Below are 15,811 nucleotides of genomic sequence, written 5' to 3'. Positions count from 1 at the left end.
CAAGGGCTGGCGGCTCGACCTCCACTATCCGGAAACGAACGTGAACGATAACCGTGCCAACAGCGCGGCTGAAATGCCGCGTCGCGAATTCATCCGCAAGAGTCTCGTCCTCACCATTCCGCCCGTGCTCGGCTTTGCCGGCATCGGCAAGGTGCTCGCCGCCGGCGCCACCACCGCTGCCACCTATACCCCGCCGAAGCGTGCCCGCGGCACGGCGAACCGCAATGTCAAGGATTTCGGCGCCCGCGGCGACGGCGCGACCGACGACACCACTGCCTTCCAGGCTGCGATCGACTCGCTGCCCTCCGGCGGCGGCACCGTGTACGTGCCCCCGGGCGACTACGTGCTCGACCCGACCCGCAACGTGCGCCTGCGCAGCAAGATGCACCTGTGGATCCATTCGGACGCGCGCCTGCGCGCCAAGCGCAACAGCGCCGACCGCGCCTACGTGCTGATGGTCTACAAGGTCAGCGACGTGGAAATTTCCGGCGGCCAGATCATCGGCGACCGCCATACGCACCTTGGCACGACCGGTGAGTGGGGCCACGGCATCATGGTGCGCGGCTCCAACCGCGTGACGATCCGCGACATCCGCATCTCGGACTGCTGGGGCGACGGCATGTGCATCGGCGGCGCGATGGTCACCGCCGCACCGAGCATCCCGACCGTCGACGCCGTGGTGTGCAATGTGGTCTCGACCAACAACCGCCGCCAGGGCCTGACCATCGGCTGCGCGCGCAACGTGAAGGTGTACGACTCGGAGTTCAGCAACTCCAACGGCATCGCGCCGGCGGCCGGCATCGATATCGAGCCGGATCCGGATGCCATGTCGACCACCGACACCGTGCACATCGAGAACTGCCTGATCCGCAAGAACGCGGGCAACGGCATCGTCGCCTACAAGCGTGTGGCGAACGTGACGGTGCGCAAGTGCACCATCGAGTACAACGGCGGCTACGGCCTGCTGACGGTGACGGCCAACAAGGGCTACATCGCCCAGAACAGCTTCAAGCACAACTACTTGTACGGCGTGCAGTTCAGCGCCAGCACCAAGTCGTACCAGGTCAGTGGCAACGTGTTCCGCAACAACCACACCCGCCTGCATGGGGTGAACACCACGCTCAACCCGCTACGGAGCATCACCGGCTTCGACACCAGCAAGACCGGCAACGGCGCCCACATCGCCAAGACGCCGGAATGCACCTATATCAAGGTGACGACCAACCAGTACGCGAAGTAAGAGCGTTCCAGCAGGTGTAGAACGACGCGGCCGACGAAAGTCGGCCGTTGTCGTTTGTGGCCTGTGCATGTTTGTGGCGTGGATGTATGTGACGAAAGCTTCATTCGTGCGACAGCACCGCAGCGCTGTTCATGCAGCGATGGAAACGTGATCGCAGCGTAGAGGGTGGCCGGAACCGGCTGGCTACAATCCGGGCGACCTTCCAACACGGACGCACTGCCGTCGCGTCGCCCCAGGATGGAGCGATGCGTGGCCTCCTACGCCGATGCGAGTCGTCTTCTTTGCCAATACCGACTGGTACCTCTACAACTTCCGTCTCTCCACCGCCAACCAGCTGAAGGCACAAGGTGCCGACGTGGTGATGGTTTCGCCTCCGGGCGAATTCGGGGAGCGTTTCGCCGCACATGGCATCCGCTGGACGACGCTTCCGATGGATCGTGCCAGCCTCAATCCGCTGCGCGAGGCGTTCACCATCAAGAGCATGGTGGACGTCCTGCGACGCGAGAAGCCCGACCTGCTGCACAACTTCACCGTGAAGTGCGCCGTGTACGGCGCGCTGGCGGCGCGGCTGGCCGGCGTGCCCGCAGTGGTCAACGCCGTGGCCGGCATGGGCTACGTGTACGCAAGCAACGGCATGAAGGCACGCATGCTGCGCCCCGTCGTCAGTGCGCTGATGCGCGGCACGCTGGGCCATGGCCGCTCGCGCGTGATCCTGCAGAACCCGGACGACGCAGCAGCGCTCACCGAAGCGCGCCTGGTGCCGCCGGAACGCATCCGCGTGATCCGCAGCTCTGGCGTGGATACCGAACGCTTCCGCCCCTGCGAGCCGCCCGACTGCCCGCGGCCCCTGCGCGTACTGCTGGCCGCTCGCCTGCTGCGCGAGAAAGGCGTCGGCGAGTTCGTCGAAGCCTCGCGCATGCTCAAGGAGCGCGGCCGCGAAGTGGAGTTCCTGCTCGCGGGCACGCCGGACCCTGGCAATCCCAGCTCGTTCACGCACGAGGAAGTCGAGCGCTGGCATCGGCAGGGACTGGTGCAGTGGCTGGGACACGTCGACGACATGCCCACGCTGCTGTCCAGCGTCGACGTCATGGCGTTGCCGAGCTACTACCGCGAAGGCGTGCCGCGTTGCCTCATCGAAGGTGCGGCCAGCGGCCTGTGCCTGATCACCACGCCGCTGCCGGGCTGCCGCGAGGTCGTCACGGAACACGGCGTCGATGGAATGCAGGTACCGCCTCGCGATGCGCCGTCGCTGGCGGCCTTGCTGATGCAACTGGATGACGATCGCGATCTCGTGCGCCGCCTCGGCGCGAAGGCGCGCGAGCACGCCGAGCGCCATTTCGACGAGCGCCTGGTGATCCGCCAGACACTGGACGTGTACGAGGAGCTGCTCGATCGGGGCCTGCCCGCACGTTCGGTGGTGGCCGGATGAGTGCGACAGTGAGCACCGAAGGATGGCGCCGTGCCGCAGGCGCGATCGGCCTCCTCTGGCTGGCCACGATGGCGAGCGCGGGCATGGTGTTCCTCGCGCAGTTGCTGCTGGCACGGCGTCTTGGGCCATCCGAGTACGGGTTGTTTGCGTCCTCTCTCGCCACGGTCACCGTAGTTGCGCCATTGGCGGGATTCGGCCTGTCGCAATTCCGCCTGAAGGCCTATGGGACCGAGGGTTGGGCAGCCGATCGCTGGCTTCGGCCGGCGTTTCGTTTTTCGGCCTTCACATGCGTGCTCGCGGTGGGAATCGTCATCGCGTGGGCGCTGCTGGGAAGCGTGGTGGACTCCGAGACGCGCCTCACGCTCGTGTTGTTGACCCCTGTGATCGTCGGGCTGGTCGCCATCGATCTGGTAGGCAGCAAGCTGCGGCTGGAGGAACGTCACAAGGCGTTGGCAGGATGGCAGTTGCTCATGCCCGCCGGACGCCTGGCAGTCGCCGCAACGTTGCTGGCGTTGCCGTTCGCCAGCGCGCACGGAGCGGCGCTTGGTTACGGCCTGGTCGCGTTGCTGATCGCCGCGCTCGCGCTTCCACAGCTCGTGCTGATGCAGCGAGGTGGAATCGAGCTGAAGGGACATGGGCCGCGCCCGGCACTGCCACCGTCGGATCCCGAGCCTGGCGCGCTGCAGCTGTGGTCGCAGGCGTGGGCTTACGGCATGGCTGCGCTGCTGTACCCCGTCTTCTTCCAGGCCAGCACGGTGCTCCTGAAATACCTGGGGAGCAATGCACAGGCAGGCCATTATGGCGTTGCGCTGGCGGTGATGATGGCGGTCTACCTGTTTCCGTCCACCGTCTACCAGAAGTTCCTGCTCTCGCGCCTGCACCGTTGGGCGGTGCACGACAAGCCACGCTTCCGCCGCGTGTATCGCCTGGGCAACCTGGGGATGCTGGGCATGGGCGTGATGGTCGGCCTGGCGCTGGCCGTCGCCGCGCCGTGGCTGGTTCCATTGGCATTCGGCCCGAAGTTCGGCGATGTCGCGGGCTTGCTGATGATTCTTTCGCTGTGCGTGCCCTTGCGTTTCCTTTCGACGGCCGTCGGCTCCGCGCTGCTCACGGAAAACCATATGCGCTATCGCGTGGTCGCCATGCTGCTGGCAACGCTCGTGGCGGTGCTGCTCAACATCTGGGCCATCCCCCGTTACGGTGCCGCGGGGTCCGCATGGGCTACCGTGGTTGCCGAGGCTGCGTTGCTCGGTTCGATGTGGTTCGCCGTGCGCCGCTTCCGTGTGCTGGAGAAGTCGCGATGAGTCGGTTGAAGGTCGGCTTCACCGGCTACTACGGCATGCGCAACTTCGGCGACGACCTGTTCGGAGTGCTGTGCACTGCGGCCGCCCGACGGTACTGGAACGCCGAACCGCTCCTGGTTGGCCCGCGCCTGCACGGAGCCGATGCGCGGGCGACATGGCCGGCACGGTTGCCGATGCACTGGTACGGGTCCACCGGCCATGTCGGCCGGGTTTCGCGTCTGCTCGGCTTCGCACGGGGATTGCGCGAGAGCGATGTCCTCGTGATGGGCGGTGGCTCCGTCATGACGGGACGCGAGTCGTTCCGCAAGCCGATGATGCTCTCGGCGCGCCGCCGCGGCCGCGTCGAACTCGCGGCGGTGGGCGTTTCAGTGGGGCCGTTTGCCGACTCGTCGGGCGAGCGCAGCGTTGCCCAGTTCGTGCGGCAGTTCTCGTACCTGTCGGTGCGCGACCGGCGCTCGTTCGAACTTGCGCAAGGCATGGGCCTGGACCCCATCCTTCATGAAGGGCGCGACCTCGCCGGCTTGCTTCGCGTGCTGTACCCGCCATCGGAGATGCCGACAGCCGCCACGAGCCGCACGTTGCGGATCGGCCTGGCGCCCTGTCGCTACTCCGTCCGGCCCGATCACGCGGCGCCAACGCCCGACCAATGGCAGGACACCGCCGTCGAGGCGCTCGCCCAGCTGTCGGCAAGACTTCCGATACACGTAGTGCTGTTCAGCCTCAACAGCCATCCGCACCACGGCGACGATGCCTTGGCGAACTCGCTGCAGCAGTCGTTGCGCGAAGCGGGCGTCAAGGTCGAGATGCGTCGTTATCGCGGCGATCCGCTCGCCACCGCCCAAGCCATCCGCGGCTGCAATGCGTTCGTGAGCGCACGCCTGCACGGCGCCATCGTCGCCTACCTGACCGATGTTCCGTTCGCCATCGTCGACTACCACCCCAAGTGTCGCGATTTCGCCGACGACATCGCCCTGCCTCGCGATGCGCGCATAACGGAAGGCTCGCACGACGTAGGCGCCTTCAGGGCGATGCTGGAGGAGTTGCTGAACGCGGACGCTCTGCGGGCCGGCCTTTCACCGGACGTATACGCGCAACAGGCCCCTGACATATTCCAATGCGCTCCATGGTCGAACTCGCTCCCCTCCGCACACCGCGCCGCGTGACGGCGCCGCCAGTCGCCACCGCGCCGGTCACGGTGGTGATTCCATGCTTCCGCTGCGCGGACACCATCGCGGACGCGGTGGCGTCCGTCGCCGCGCAGACGCTGCCGCCGCGCCAGGTGGTCCTGGTCGACGACGCCAGCGGTGACGACACCGTCTCGATGCTGCACGCGCTGGCCGCGATGTACCGACCGGGCTGGATCGAAGTGGTCGAATTGCCGCACAACCAGGGCCCGTCGCGGGCGCGCAATGCCGGGTGGGAACGCGCGCGCGAAGAGTACGTCGCGTTCCTGGATTCCGACGACAGCTGGGCGGCGACCAAGATCGAGCTGCAGATGCGCGCTCTGAGGGAGGACCCCAGCATCGCGCTGATCGCGCATCCCACACCCATCCTCGAGCGCGGCGCGCCGCGGCCTCCTGCGCCCCGCAGCGCGCGCACGCGCATCATCGGACGGCGAAGGATGCTGTTCAACAATCCGTTCCCCACGCCGTCGGTCATGCTCCGGCGCGACCTGCCCTTCCGCTTCGACGAGAAGTTCCGCCGAGTCGAGGATTTCCTGCTCTGGGGACAGATTGCGTTTTCCGGTTATCGCTGCGCCAAGCTCGATGCGGATCTTGGCTACGTGCACAAGCCGAGCTTCGGCGCCGGCGGTCTCAGCGGCGACCTGAAGGCGATGCACGTGGCCGGACGTGAAGTTCGTCGCGAACTGCTTCGCCAGGGCTTCGTCAGCCTGCCGGAACATTGCGTCGCACGCACCATCGGCAGCATGCGCAAGGTACGCCATCGGCTGTTGCTGGCCTGGCGGCGGGCCACCCAGGGAGCCTGACATTGAACGCGAGAATCGAAAGCGTGCCATACGCTCCCATCCAGCGCCGCCCTGCGGACGTCTCGGCGTCCGCGGTCCTGGGAATCCTGTTCCTGCTGGCCGTCGCGGCCTTTGGCTGCTGGCTGGTCGGCACCCGCTCGCCCGACATCGGAACGGATACCCACACCTACGCAGGCTTCTTCGAGGGCGTGCAGGTGCTGGGAGCCGAGACCCGGCTGGAGCCGGGCTTCGTCTACCTGACCTACCTGCTCTACAAGCTCGATGTCGGCGTCATCGGCTACCAGACGGCGCTGTTCGCGCTGCTGCTGGGCACCGTGGTGGTGTCCACCCGGCGCTACTTCGACTTCCTCGGCGGCACGCGCGGCTACCTGACGTTCCTTGGCGCGGCGACGATGATGCTCTTCATCTCGCCGATGTTCGTCAACGCGTCAATCAACGGTGTACGCCAGGGCCTTTCAGCGCTGCTGGTGTTCACCGCGCTGCTGTCGTTCCAGCAGCGGCGATGGGGGCGCTTCTTCGTGTATGGCGCCATCGCCAGCAGCTTCCATCTGTCGTCGATCCTCTACCTGCTGTTCGCCCCGGTGCTGCTGTTCGGGACCAGGATGCAGCGTGTGATCGCGGCGCTGGCGTTCCTGATGTACGTCAGCGGCATCTCCATGGCACTGGTCCGGATGCTCATTCCCCCGTTGTACGAGGTGGTGATGACGTACACCGCGACCTCGCGGTTCGATCCGGGTGTCCGCATCGACTTCGCCGTGTTCTCCATCTTCTGGTATCTGCTTCCCTATGGACTCGGGTCCCTGGTGCGCACCGAGGTCCGGCAGAAGATCAGGGAAAGCACCGCGGTCTACCTCGTCATGCTGCTGCCGTTCTTCGCGGTCGGCTGGGGATACTTCTCCAACCGCTACCTGCTGCCCGCGTGGCTGGCGGCGTCCCTGATCCTCGCGGCGATGATCATGTACAGCCGGGTCCCGCTGCTGCGCCATCCCCTGATCCTCCGCTTCGGCCTCCTGCTTTCATGCGTAGTGTTCTACTACTACGTCAACAACGAAATCGTCATCTGAGGAAGCGCACCCACGCATGCAGTCCCTGCAGAAGATCGCGGTCGCACTGACCTATCCTCCTGCCCTGACCCTCGTACTTCTTCTCGTGGCGTTGTTGCTGGCGTTGCTGCGCTGGCGTCGTGCGGGCCTGACCCTGGCCGCACTGGCGCTGGCATGGTCCGGCATCCTGTCGATACCGATGGCTTCCGACGCGGTTCGCGGAGTGCTGGAGCGCCAGTACCCGTCGGTCGACGAGGAACACCTGCCTGCGGCGGATGCCATCGTCGTACTCGGCGGCGGCATGGGTTATCGCTGGGTCAATCGCCCTGGCGTGACCGCGGAAGACCTGGGCAGCAGCCGCCTGGCCGCAGGCGCGCGTGCCTGGCTGGCCGGACGCGCGCCCACGGTCGTGCTGTCCGGCGGTGGCGACAACGGCGGCGATGAGGATGCGAGCGAAGCGCGGCGCATGGCCAGTGCGATACAACGCCTTGGCGTGCCTTCGTCTGCCTTGATCCTGGAATCGAAGAGCCGCAACACGCGCGACAACGCGCGCTACACCGCGGCACTGGCGGAACAGCATGGGTTCCATCGCGTGCTGCTGGTGACCTCGTCGTTGCACATGCCGCGCGCCGTGTTGCAGTTCCGTAACGAAGGCGTCGACGTGATTCCCGTGCCGGTGCGCGAAGGCGCGAAACGGAACACCTTCAGGCAGCAATGGGTGCCGTCGCGCCGTGCGTTGTGGCGCAGCGGTCGCGCGATCAAGGAATTCGGCGCGATCGTGATGGCGCGTCTACAGAACTGAACGACGCTGCATGCACTTCAGCAACGTCGACGTTCGCGTTGCTGAATGTTTCCGCACCGTTCACGCCTGTCCTCACGCGATCTGCGCCTGTGGCCGCTTACGCTCCTCCTGCGATGGCATTGCGTGAAGGACTCCGCAGCCACGTATTAATTCCAAGCCGTTTACGTTGATCGGCACGTCGACCATGGATGCGTGACGATGGCATCGGGCGATGCCTGCCACGAACCTGAGGGCCATGCATTGAAGACGCTCATTCTTGCCTGCTCGGTCGTAGTGGCGACCGTCACAGCCGGTTGCACCGGCCAGCACATGACGCGCAGCTCGCTCAACGATCCGCGCTTCGCAGGGGGCGAAGTGAAGATGGTTCCGATCACCCAGGAGGTGATCGCCGCACCGCCGCCGCGCGCCGTCATTGCGCCGGAGTTGCTCGAATTCCGCGGCGAGGCGTACAAGATCCAGCCCGGAGACACGCTCATCGTTACCGTCTGGGATCATCCGGAACTCACCACGCCTGCGGGCAACCAGCAGCAGGCCGTGACCAACGGTCGCCTGGTGCAGCCCGATGGCACGTTCTACTTCCCGTACGCCGGCAAGCTCAACGTCACCGGCATGACCATCGAAGACCTGCGCAGCACGCTCACCACGCGTCTGGCCAAGTACCTCACCAATCCGCAGCTCGACGTCAACGTCGTCGGCTTCGGCAGCCGTGTGGCGCTGCAGGGCGCATTCGAGGACACCACCCCGCAGGAACTGACCACCGTGCCGCTGACGCTGTCGCAGGCCATCGGCCGCGCCCGCGTCGACGTCGCGCAGGCGGATCTTTCCGGACTGGTGCTGACGCGTGACGGGCGCAACTATCCACTCGACCTGGATGCGCTCAACCGCAACGGCAACATCGCCCAGGACATCTACCTCAAGCCCGGCGACCGCATCTTCCTGCCGTTCAACGATCGCAAGGAGGTCTACGTCGTCGGCGAAGTGGTGCGCCCGCAGGCGATCACCTTCAAGACCACCGACATCACGCTCAACCAGGCGCTGGGCCGCTCCGGCGGCCTGAACCCGATCACCTCGAAGGGCGAGTCGGTGTACGTGATCCGCGGCATCGAGGACATGCAGCAGCAACAGCCGACCGTCTACCAGCTTGACGCGAAGTCGCCGGTGGCCTTCGCCCTGGGCGACCGCTTCCGCCTCAAGCCCGGCGACGTGGTCTGGGTGGGCCCGGCCGGCATCACGCGCTGGAACCGCTTCCTGTCGCAGCTGTTGCCGTTGTCTTCGCTCGTGACCAACGCGGCATCGGCACAGTACGACATCGAGCGCTGAGGCAGCCGGACCATCCGGCCCGACCACCAACGCGCATTGGGACACCGGCGGCCGGAGGGCCGCCGGATTTTTTTGCGCGCATCGCATCGCGATGTCGATTGGCGACTCACTGGTTCGTCGCCTGGGAAACGGGGCATCCTGCCCCGGCCCCAAGGAGACGTCCCAATGCTGGAGCTGTACGCCCACCCGTTCTCTTCCTACTGCCAGAAGGTGCTCACCGCGCTGTACGAGAACGGCACGCCATTCGAGTGGAAGCTGCTGGAGTCCCCGGACTGCGAGGCCTGGCAGGAACTGGCACGCATGTGGCCCGTGCAGCGCTTTCCGGTGCTGGTCGACGACGGGCGCATGGTGGTCGAAGCCACCTGCATCATCGAGCACTTGCAGCTGCACCATCCGGGCCCGGTACGGCTGATACCGGAAGACCCGCGCGAGGCATTGGAGGTGCGGATGATGGACCGCTTCTTCGACCAGTACATATCGACGCCGCAGCAGAAGGTGGTGCTCGACGCCCTGCGCCCCGAGGCTGCGCGCGACGCCTACGGTGTCGCGGAGGCGCGCACCATGCTGGAACGCGCGTACGGGTGGCTGGATGGCGTGCTGGGCGGCCGCGAATGGGTCGCCGGCGCGAGCTTCAGCCTGGCCGATTGCGGCGCGGCGCCGTTCCTGTTCTACGCGGACTGGACGCATCCGATCGGCGAGGAATTCCCACGCGTGCGCGCCTACCGGCAACGCCTGCTCGCGCGTCCCTCGTTCGCGCGGGCGGTGGAGGAAGCACGGCCGTATCGACCGTTCTTCCCACTGGGCGCGCCCGACCGCGACTGAGGCATCATGGCTGGCCCGCAACCACCCTGAGGCTGCATGGTCACCCTGATTGCCATCTGCGCCGTCATCACCCTGTTCGCAGGCCCGGCCTGGCTTGGCATCAGGGGCTGGCTGCGCGCACGACGGGACTTGCCATCTTCTGCGTCTGCGGCTTGGGACTGGACGCGCGTGTTCGTATCCGCCCTGCTCTACACGCTGGCCTTCAACCTGACGTTCTTCGTCCAGGAGCTGTTTCTGGTGTTGCCCAAGGCGCTGACGCCCGGCCTGCATCCGACGCTGTTCCACAACAACCATCGATGGGAAGGCCAGCACGAGCTGGCCTCGCTGTTCCAGGGCACGGGGGCACTGGCAACGGCGCTGGTCGGTCTGGCCTGCCTGCTGGTGGTGCGAGGCACCGCGACCAACTCGATGCAGTTCCGCCTGGGGCTGCTGTGGATGGCCTACTGCGGTCTGTTCATGGCGCTGCCGCAGGTGGTGATCGGTGCGCTGAGTTCCGGCAGCGACGTGGGCATGGCGATGGAGTACCTGCAGTGGTCGCCGGCCGTGAAGACGGTGGCGGCGCTGCTGGCCCTGATCGCGATGCCGCTGCTGGCGCTGGCGATGGTGCGTCCGGCGCTGGCGCTGGCCGAAGCGGATGGCGAGATCGCGACGGCGCGCGCGCGTGCGAGCGTGATGCTGCAGTTCGTCGTGCTTCCGGCCGTGATCGGCACGGCCCTGGTCATCCCGTTCCGCGTGCCGCGCGAGCTCATTGAGGTGGTGCTGCTGCCGGTGCTGGTGATGCTGGTCGGCGTGCCGTGGATGCTCGCCGGCGCGTGGCGCGTGCGCGATGCCGTCGCCTCCGGACGCCGCGTCGAGTCGTTCGTGCTGCCGCTGCTGGCGGCCATCGCGCTGCTGCTGGTGTTCCAGCTGCTGTTGCGCCCGGGCGTGGAGTTCTAGCGCGGCCGCAGCAAGCGTTACGGAATGCCGGCAACCGCGGGCACCGGCGTGCGCGCGGCGCCGATGGCCTGTGCGCGCCCGCTCTGCGCAGACTGAAGCGCGCGTCAACGCAACGCGCTGCACTCTTCTCGGTGCGCTTACGCGTGCATGCGGACACTGGACGCTCCCCCGCACTGCACAGGAGCCCGCGATGGCCGTTCCCGAATACCCGCGCCCGCCGTTCAAGCCGCAGCAGCAGCCCTTCCCGGGCAAGACGGAGAAGATGGATCCGCGTCCCGACCACGGCGAACGCAGCTATGTCGGCCATGGCCTGCTGAAGGACAAAAAAACGCTGATCACCGGTGGCGACAGCGGTATCGGTGCGGCGGTGGCCATCGCGTTCGCGCGCGAAGGTGCAGACGTGGCCATCGTGCACCTGCCCACCGAGAAGGACGATGCACAGCGCATCGCCGAGCAGATCCGCGAGGCCGGCATGCAGGCACTGACCATCGCCTGCGACATCAGCGATCCGCAGCAGGCGCAGGAGATGGTCGAACAGGTCGTTGCCGACTTCGGCCGGATCGACGTGCTGGTCAACAACGCCGCGTACCAGCGCTACTTCCATTCGCTGGAAGAGATTACGCTGGAGGAATGGAACAAGACCTTCGCCACCAACGTGCACGCGCCGTTCAACCTGGTGCGGCTGGCGACGCCGCACATGCCCGAAGGCGGCTCGATCATCAACACCGCCTCGGTGCAGTCGAAGAAGCCCACGCCGAACATCCTGCCGTACGCGGCCACCAAGGGCGCCATCGCCAACATGACGCTGGGCCTGGCCGGGCTGCTGGCCGAGAAGAAGATCCGCGTCAACGCGGTTCTGCCCGGGCCGATCTGGACGCCCTTCATCCCGGCCGGCATGGACGAGGAGGAAGTGAAGACCTTCGGCGAGGACGTGCCGTACAAGCGGCCAGGCCAGCCGGCGGAACTCGCCTCGGCGTACGTGATGCTGGCCGCCGACAGCGCCAGTTACACCTCAGGCGCGCTGCTCACCATTTCCGGCGGCGCCGCGATGCTGTGATGGTCGCCGCGGCCTGCGCGGGGGGCGAGCGATGAACGTGTTCTCGCCCTCCGCCACCCTGCCCGCGCCGGTCTGGGTGCGCGACTGGATGGATCTGATCGTGCCGCTGGGCGAGGCGGCTCTGATCCTCGTTGCCGCATGGGTGCTGCGCGCATTGCTCCGCCGCATCCTCAACCGCCTGTGCGGCCGTTACGAGCTGCCGCCGGAACTGGCCATCGGCGCGCGACGCGTGCTGGGCACGCTGATCTACATGGCCGCGGCGCTGCTGATCCTGGAGCGGCTGGGCGTATCCGGCGCGGTGCTCTGGACGGCGCTGACGGGGTTCACCGCGGTGGCGGCGGTGGCGTTCTTCGCGGCGTGGAGCGTGCTGTCGAACATCTTCTGCACCTTCCTCATCCTCACCGCGCGCCCGTTCCGCCTGCACGACCACATCGAACTGATCGAGAACGGCGAGAAGCCCGGCCTCAAGGGGCGCGTCATCGACATCAACCTGATCTACACGACGCTGCACGAGAAGCGCGACGACGGCAGCGACACCACGCTGCAGATCCCCAACAGCCAGTTCTTCCAGCGCACGATCCGGCGCTGGCGGGGCGACCCCGCGCCGGACGCCTGAAGCCCAGGCAACTCCTGCCCGCGCGCGAAAAGCTTGCAGGCCGTCTGCGCGCGGCCGCGCCATGAGCCGGCGCATCGCTGGCACGGCCCCTGCGTGTCCTCCATGCCCCCGCGAGGAGGACGCCATGCGTGTGCACCATCTCAACTGCATTTCGACCTGCCCGCTGGGCGGGCGGCTGATGGATGGCCGCAGCCGCGGCATCGTCGAGCGCGGGGTGCTGGCGTGCCACTGCGTGCTGGCGGAAACCGACCGCGGACTGGTGCTCATCGACACGGGCTTGGGGCTGCGTGACGTGGCCGATCCGCGAAATCGCCTGAGCCGCTTCTTCCTGTTCCTGCTGCGTCCGGAGTTCCGCGAGCAGATGACCGCGGTGCGGCAGATCACGCGGCTGGGCTTCGATCCACGCGACGTGCGCCACATCGTGCTGACGCACCTGGACTTCGACCACGCCGGCGGCCTGGACGATTTTCCGCAGGCGCAGGTACACATGCTCGCGCAGGAACGCGACCACGCGCTGATGCAGAAGACGTGGCTGGACCGCCAGCGCTTCCGTCCGCAGCAGTGGTCCAGCCAGCCGCGCTGGCACACCTATCCGTCCGACACGGGCGGACGCTGGAACGACCTGGACTGCGTGCGCGAACTCGACGGCCTGCCGCCGGAGATCCTGCTGGTGCCGCTGCCGGGCCACACGCACGGCCACAGCGGCGTGGTCATCGAACACGGCCAGGGCTGGATGCTGCTGGCCGGCGATGCGTACTTCCACCATCGCGAGATGGACTCGCATCCGTACTGCACGCCGGGGCTGCGCTTCTACCAGTGGATGATGGAAAAGAACCGCAAGCTCCGCCTGGCCAACCAGCAGCGCCTGCGCACGCTGGCGCATCGCCATCCGCAGGACGGGCTGGTGTTCTGTTCGCACGACGTGACCGAGTTCGAACGCATCTCCGGCCAGTCGGTGCGCGTGCCGGCGCAGGCTTTCGCCGACGCGCAGGGCCCCACCATCGTCGGATAGAGCGCGGAAAAAAGACGGGCTTCGCGCAGCGGCGAAGCCCGTCCGGAGTGGCCGTCAGTCCGCGGCCGATTCCTCGACGTAGCGCTCGCGCAGCTTGACCGGTTCGACTGTGGCTTTCGCCTTCGCCTGCTCGCGCTTGCGGATCCACAGGTTGATCATTTCCACGAATACCGAGAACGCCATCGTCGTGTACACGTAACCCTTCGGGATATGCAGGCCGAAGCCGTCGGCGATGAGCACCAGGCCGATCATGATCAGGAAGCTCAGCGCGAGCACCTTCACGGTCGGATGGCGTTCGACGAATTCGCCGATGGGCCGCGCGAACATCAGCATGAAGACGATGGAGATGAGGATGGCCGCGACCATCACCCAGCGCTCGTCCACCATGCCCACCGCGGTGATGATGGAATCCAGCGAGAACACGATGTCGAGGATCATGATCTGCATGATCACCGAGGTGAAGCTGGCCTGCGCCACACTGCCGGCGGTGACGTGCTCGCTGGCGCCCTCGAGCTTCTGGTGGATCTCGTGCGTCGCCTTGGCGATCAGGAACAGGCCGCCGCCGATCAGGATCAGGTCGCGCCACGAGAACGGATGGCCGAAGACCGAGAACAGCGGAGCGGTCAGCCCGACGATCCACGCGATGGTGAGCAGCAGGCCCAGCCGTGTCACCGCGGCCAGCGTGATGCCCAGCCGTCGCGCCTTGTCGCGCTGATGCGGGGGCAGTTTCCCCGCGAGGATGGAGATGAAGATGATGTTGTCGATGCCGAGCACCAGCTCGAGCGCCGTCAACGTCGCCAGTGCGATCCAGATTTCAGGATTGAGTAGGGTTTCCATTCAACGTCGGGCCTGGGTGGACTGAGGCCACGGCGCAGGGACCCAACGGATTCGCTGGACGTACCTTCGCCGTGGAGCGGCGAAGGTCTTGCCCACAGGCCGAAAGGCCTGCTGCTGCACCGGAGGACGAATCCTCGTAGTGACGGCGACAGCACGCGAAGCTACTCCCCTTCAGGGCATGGATGCTAGCACGGGCGCGCGTCAGGTCCATGACAGCGCCCGCGCGGTGTTCAGGCATGGCGCGCACTCAGGCGGCGCAGGCGCAACTGGTGCTCCGCGCGATCGGCGCGGCCGGGACGGCGCGCATCCTCGCGCCGCGGCAGGACGACCACGCGTGGCGCGCGGGGACGGGGTGGCGACGAAGCGCCGATGACGGGCTTGCGGGTGCTCATGCGGGGGAACCCTGTCTTGCTGGAGGGACAGCATCAGGGTCGCGAGGTTAAGCCGTGGCGAAGCCGGCATCGTCGCGACGTCACGACCCACGACCCTGTCGCCATGACGAGATAACCCGCGCTCATGACGCTTGCATGGCAACACCGCGCGACGGGCGCGGACGCGGATTCAGAAGCGCCGCGCCACCGCCAGCAGCACCATCGAAGTGCTGTCGGTGCCTGCTTCCACCAACGGACTGTCCTTCAGTTCGTCGGGCAGCGAGCGGTACTGCGCATTGGCCGAAAGCATCCAGTTCTGCCCCAGCGGCATGTACACGCCCAGTACCGCGTACGGCACAAGCGCCTCGCCCGGCCGGTACGCGACGACACCGCGCGCGATCTCCTCGTCCAGCGTGCCGTAGTAGTAGTTCGCCATGTCGCTGGACAGCAGGTTGGCACCCACGCCGGGCGTGATGGCCACCTTGCCCGCGCGGAACGGGTAACGGTATTCCAGCGAGGTCTGGTAGCCGCCGCTGGCATCGGTGATGTCCGCGCGCGCGTCGAACTCCACCTCGCCGGCCGCGCTGCGCAGCACCACGGCGACGCCGGCATCGGCGCTGTCGTCGCGGTCGGACAGCAGGTCGCGGTCCACGCCGCGCTCGGCCAGCTCCGCGCGACCGAAGTCGTCCGCGTCCAGCCCGTCGAACCGGCCGGCGATGAAGCCGCTGACCACCAGGTGATCCCGCTCGACCAGCCGGTAGCCGATCGTGGCGCCACGCAGGTAGAAGCGCTCGCCCTCGAAGCCCACGTAGGGAATCGCCAGCGTGCGGGTGCCCTCGCCTGCGAACTCGCTGTTGCGGACCGCGCCGCCCAGCCCCAGGCTCCAGCGCGGCAGTTCGGCGCGCGTGACGGCGACGCTGGGCGCCTCCTGTGCGGACGTAAGGCTCGGCAACGACAGCAACAGCAGGACCGGCAGGCAGGCGTGCTTCATGGGTGGGGCTCGTGTGGGGTGCGCGCAGACTGAGGGCGGCTGTT

16 protein-coding genes are annotated in these 15,811 nt (G+C 66.9%); 13 read left to right on the top strand and 3 right to left on the bottom strand.

The annotated features are described in order from the left end of the window. Window positions 1-40 precede the first annotated feature (40 nt). From VFE83_RS12725 to VFE83_RS12665, 13 genes are all read left to right on the top strand, one after another. Complete coding sequence (locus tag VFE83_RS12725) at window positions 41-1,240, top strand: right-handed parallel beta-helix repeat-containing protein (RefSeq protein WP_324906681.1); 1,200 nt, start codon at window positions 41-43, stop codon at window positions 1,238-1,240. A 265-nt stretch (window positions 1,241-1,505) separates the two neighbouring features. Continuing rightward, complete coding sequence (locus VFE83_RS12720; protein WP_324906679.1) at window positions 1,506-2,669, top strand: glycosyltransferase family 4 protein; 1,164 nt, start codon at window positions 1,506-1,508, stop codon at window positions 2,667-2,669. Window positions 2,670-2,677: 8 nt separating this feature from the next. Next, window positions 2,678-3,973 (top strand): lipopolysaccharide biosynthesis protein, encoded by a 1,296-nt coding sequence (locus VFE83_RS12715; RefSeq protein ID WP_324906677.1) that lies wholly within the window; start codon window positions 2,678-2,680, stop codon window positions 3,971-3,973. Beyond that, window positions 3,970-5,136, top strand: a complete 1,167-nt coding sequence (locus tag VFE83_RS12710) for a polysaccharide pyruvyl transferase family protein (RefSeq protein ID WP_324906675.1) — start codon at window positions 3,970-3,972, stop codon at window positions 5,134-5,136. Before VFE83_RS12715 ends, VFE83_RS12710 begins: the two co-directional genes overlap by 4 nt. Continuing rightward, entirely contained in the window at window positions 5,097-5,960 is an 864-nt protein-coding gene (locus tag VFE83_RS12705) for a glycosyltransferase family 2 protein (protein WP_324906674.1), read from the top strand. Before VFE83_RS12710 ends, VFE83_RS12705 begins: the two co-directional genes overlap by 40 nt. A gap of 23 nt (window positions 5,961-5,983) precedes the next feature. After that, complete coding sequence (locus VFE83_RS12700; protein ID WP_324906672.1) at window positions 5,984-7,024, top strand: EpsG family protein; 1,041 nt, start codon at window positions 5,984-5,986, stop codon at window positions 7,022-7,024. Between the two features lie 16 nt (window positions 7,025-7,040). Then, window positions 7,041-7,805 carry a YdcF family protein gene (locus VFE83_RS12695; RefSeq protein ID WP_324906670.1) on the top strand — a complete coding sequence of 255 codons (765 nt, stop codon included), beginning with the start codon at window positions 7,041-7,043 and terminating at the stop codon, window positions 7,803-7,805. Between the two features lie 198 nt (window positions 7,806-8,003). Continuing rightward, a complete protein-coding gene (locus tag VFE83_RS12690; RefSeq protein ID WP_324906776.1) occupies window positions 8,004-9,125 on the top strand; it encodes a polysaccharide biosynthesis/export family protein in 1,122 nt (373 codons plus the stop codon). Between the two features lie 165 nt (window positions 9,126-9,290). After that, window positions 9,291-9,947, top strand: coding sequence for a glutathione S-transferase family protein (locus VFE83_RS12685; RefSeq protein WP_324906668.1), 657 nt, complete (start codon window positions 9,291-9,293; stop codon window positions 9,945-9,947). A 36-nt stretch (window positions 9,948-9,983) separates the two neighbouring features. Next, window positions 9,984-10,883: a hypothetical protein gene (locus VFE83_RS12680; RefSeq protein ID WP_324906666.1), complete on the top strand. Its 900-nt coding sequence runs from the start codon at window positions 9,984-9,986 to the stop codon at window positions 10,881-10,883. Between the two features lie 190 nt (window positions 10,884-11,073). Next, window positions 11,074-11,940 (top strand): glucose 1-dehydrogenase, encoded by an 867-nt coding sequence (locus VFE83_RS12675; RefSeq protein WP_324906664.1) that lies wholly within the window; start codon window positions 11,074-11,076, stop codon window positions 11,938-11,940. A gap of 31 nt (window positions 11,941-11,971) precedes the next feature. Continuing rightward, window positions 11,972-12,556, top strand: a complete 585-nt coding sequence (locus VFE83_RS12670) for a mechanosensitive ion channel family protein (RefSeq protein ID WP_414674738.1) — start codon at window positions 11,972-11,974, stop codon at window positions 12,554-12,556. A 124-nt stretch (window positions 12,557-12,680) separates the two neighbouring features. Further along, a complete protein-coding gene (locus VFE83_RS12665) occupies window positions 12,681-13,568 on the top strand; it encodes an MBL fold metallo-hydrolase (protein WP_324906662.1) in 888 nt (295 codons plus the stop codon). 54 nt (window positions 13,569-13,622) lie between these two features. Here VFE83_RS12665 and VFE83_RS12660 read toward each other — a convergent pair whose 3' ends face one another. The 3 genes from VFE83_RS12660 to VFE83_RS12650 form a co-directional block, all read right to left on the bottom strand. After that, window positions 13,623-14,405 carry a TerC family protein gene (locus VFE83_RS12660; RefSeq protein ID WP_324906659.1) on the bottom strand — a complete coding sequence of 261 codons (783 nt, stop codon included), beginning with the start codon at window positions 14,403-14,405 and terminating at the stop codon, window positions 13,623-13,625. A gap of 230 nt (window positions 14,406-14,635) precedes the next feature. Beyond that, window positions 14,636-14,797, bottom strand: coding sequence for a hypothetical protein (locus VFE83_RS12655; protein ID WP_324906657.1), 162 nt, complete (start codon window positions 14,795-14,797; stop codon window positions 14,636-14,638). A gap of 169 nt (window positions 14,798-14,966) precedes the next feature. Continuing rightward, window positions 14,967-15,767 (bottom strand): MipA/OmpV family protein, encoded by an 801-nt coding sequence (locus VFE83_RS12650; protein ID WP_324906655.1) that lies wholly within the window; start codon window positions 15,765-15,767, stop codon window positions 14,967-14,969. Window positions 15,768-15,811: the final 44 nt, after the last annotated feature.

Origin of the sequence: Lysobacter sp. (genome assembly GCF_035655815.1) — a bacterium.
Taxonomy (GTDB): domain Bacteria; phylum Pseudomonadota; class Gammaproteobacteria; order Xanthomonadales; family Xanthomonadaceae; genus Lysobacter_J.
The sequence above is the reverse complement of the archived record's forward strand: the minus strand, read 5'-3'. Positions and strand labels throughout refer to the sequence as shown.

Excerpts from the sequence above, each read along its gene's own strand:
- VFE83_RS12675 (WP_324906664.1), top strand. The coding sequence starts at position 11,074 with ATGGCCGTTCCCGAATACCCGCGCCCGCCGTTCAAGCCGCAGCAGCAG.
- VFE83_RS12655 (WP_324906657.1), bottom strand. The coding sequence starts at position 14,797 with ATGAGCACCCGCAAGCCCGTCATCGGCGCTTCGTCGCCACCCCGTCCC.
- VFE83_RS12660 (WP_324906659.1), bottom strand. The coding sequence starts at position 14,405 with ATGGAAACCCTACTCAATCCTGAAATCTGGATCGCACTGGCGACGTTG.
- VFE83_RS12650 (WP_324906655.1), bottom strand. The coding sequence starts at position 15,767 with ATGAAGCACGCCTGCCTGCCGGTCCTGCTGTTGCTGTCGTTGCCGAGC.
- VFE83_RS12665 (WP_324906662.1), top strand. The coding sequence starts at position 12,681 with ATGCGTGTGCACCATCTCAACTGCATTTCGACCTGCCCGCTGGGCGGG.
- VFE83_RS12720 (WP_324906679.1), top strand. The coding sequence starts at position 1,506 with ATGCGAGTCGTCTTCTTTGCCAATACCGACTGGTACCTCTACAACTTC.
- VFE83_RS12685 (WP_324906668.1), top strand. The coding sequence starts at position 9,291 with ATGCTGGAGCTGTACGCCCACCCGTTCTCTTCCTACTGCCAGAAGGTG.
- VFE83_RS12695 (WP_324906670.1), top strand. The coding sequence starts at position 7,041 with ATGCAGTCCCTGCAGAAGATCGCGGTCGCACTGACCTATCCTCCTGCC.
- VFE83_RS12690 (WP_324906776.1), top strand. The coding sequence starts at position 8,004 with ATGGCATCGGGCGATGCCTGCCACGAACCTGAGGGCCATGCATTGAAG.
- VFE83_RS12705 (WP_324906674.1), top strand. The coding sequence starts at position 5,097 with ATGGTCGAACTCGCTCCCCTCCGCACACCGCGCCGCGTGACGGCGCCG.
- VFE83_RS12680 (WP_324906666.1), top strand. The coding sequence starts at position 9,984 with ATGGTCACCCTGATTGCCATCTGCGCCGTCATCACCCTGTTCGCAGGC.
- VFE83_RS12670 (WP_414674738.1), top strand. The coding sequence starts at position 11,972 with ATGAACGTGTTCTCGCCCTCCGCCACCCTGCCCGCGCCGGTCTGGGTG.
- VFE83_RS12710 (WP_324906675.1), top strand. The coding sequence starts at position 3,970 with ATGAGTCGGTTGAAGGTCGGCTTCACCGGCTACTACGGCATGCGCAAC.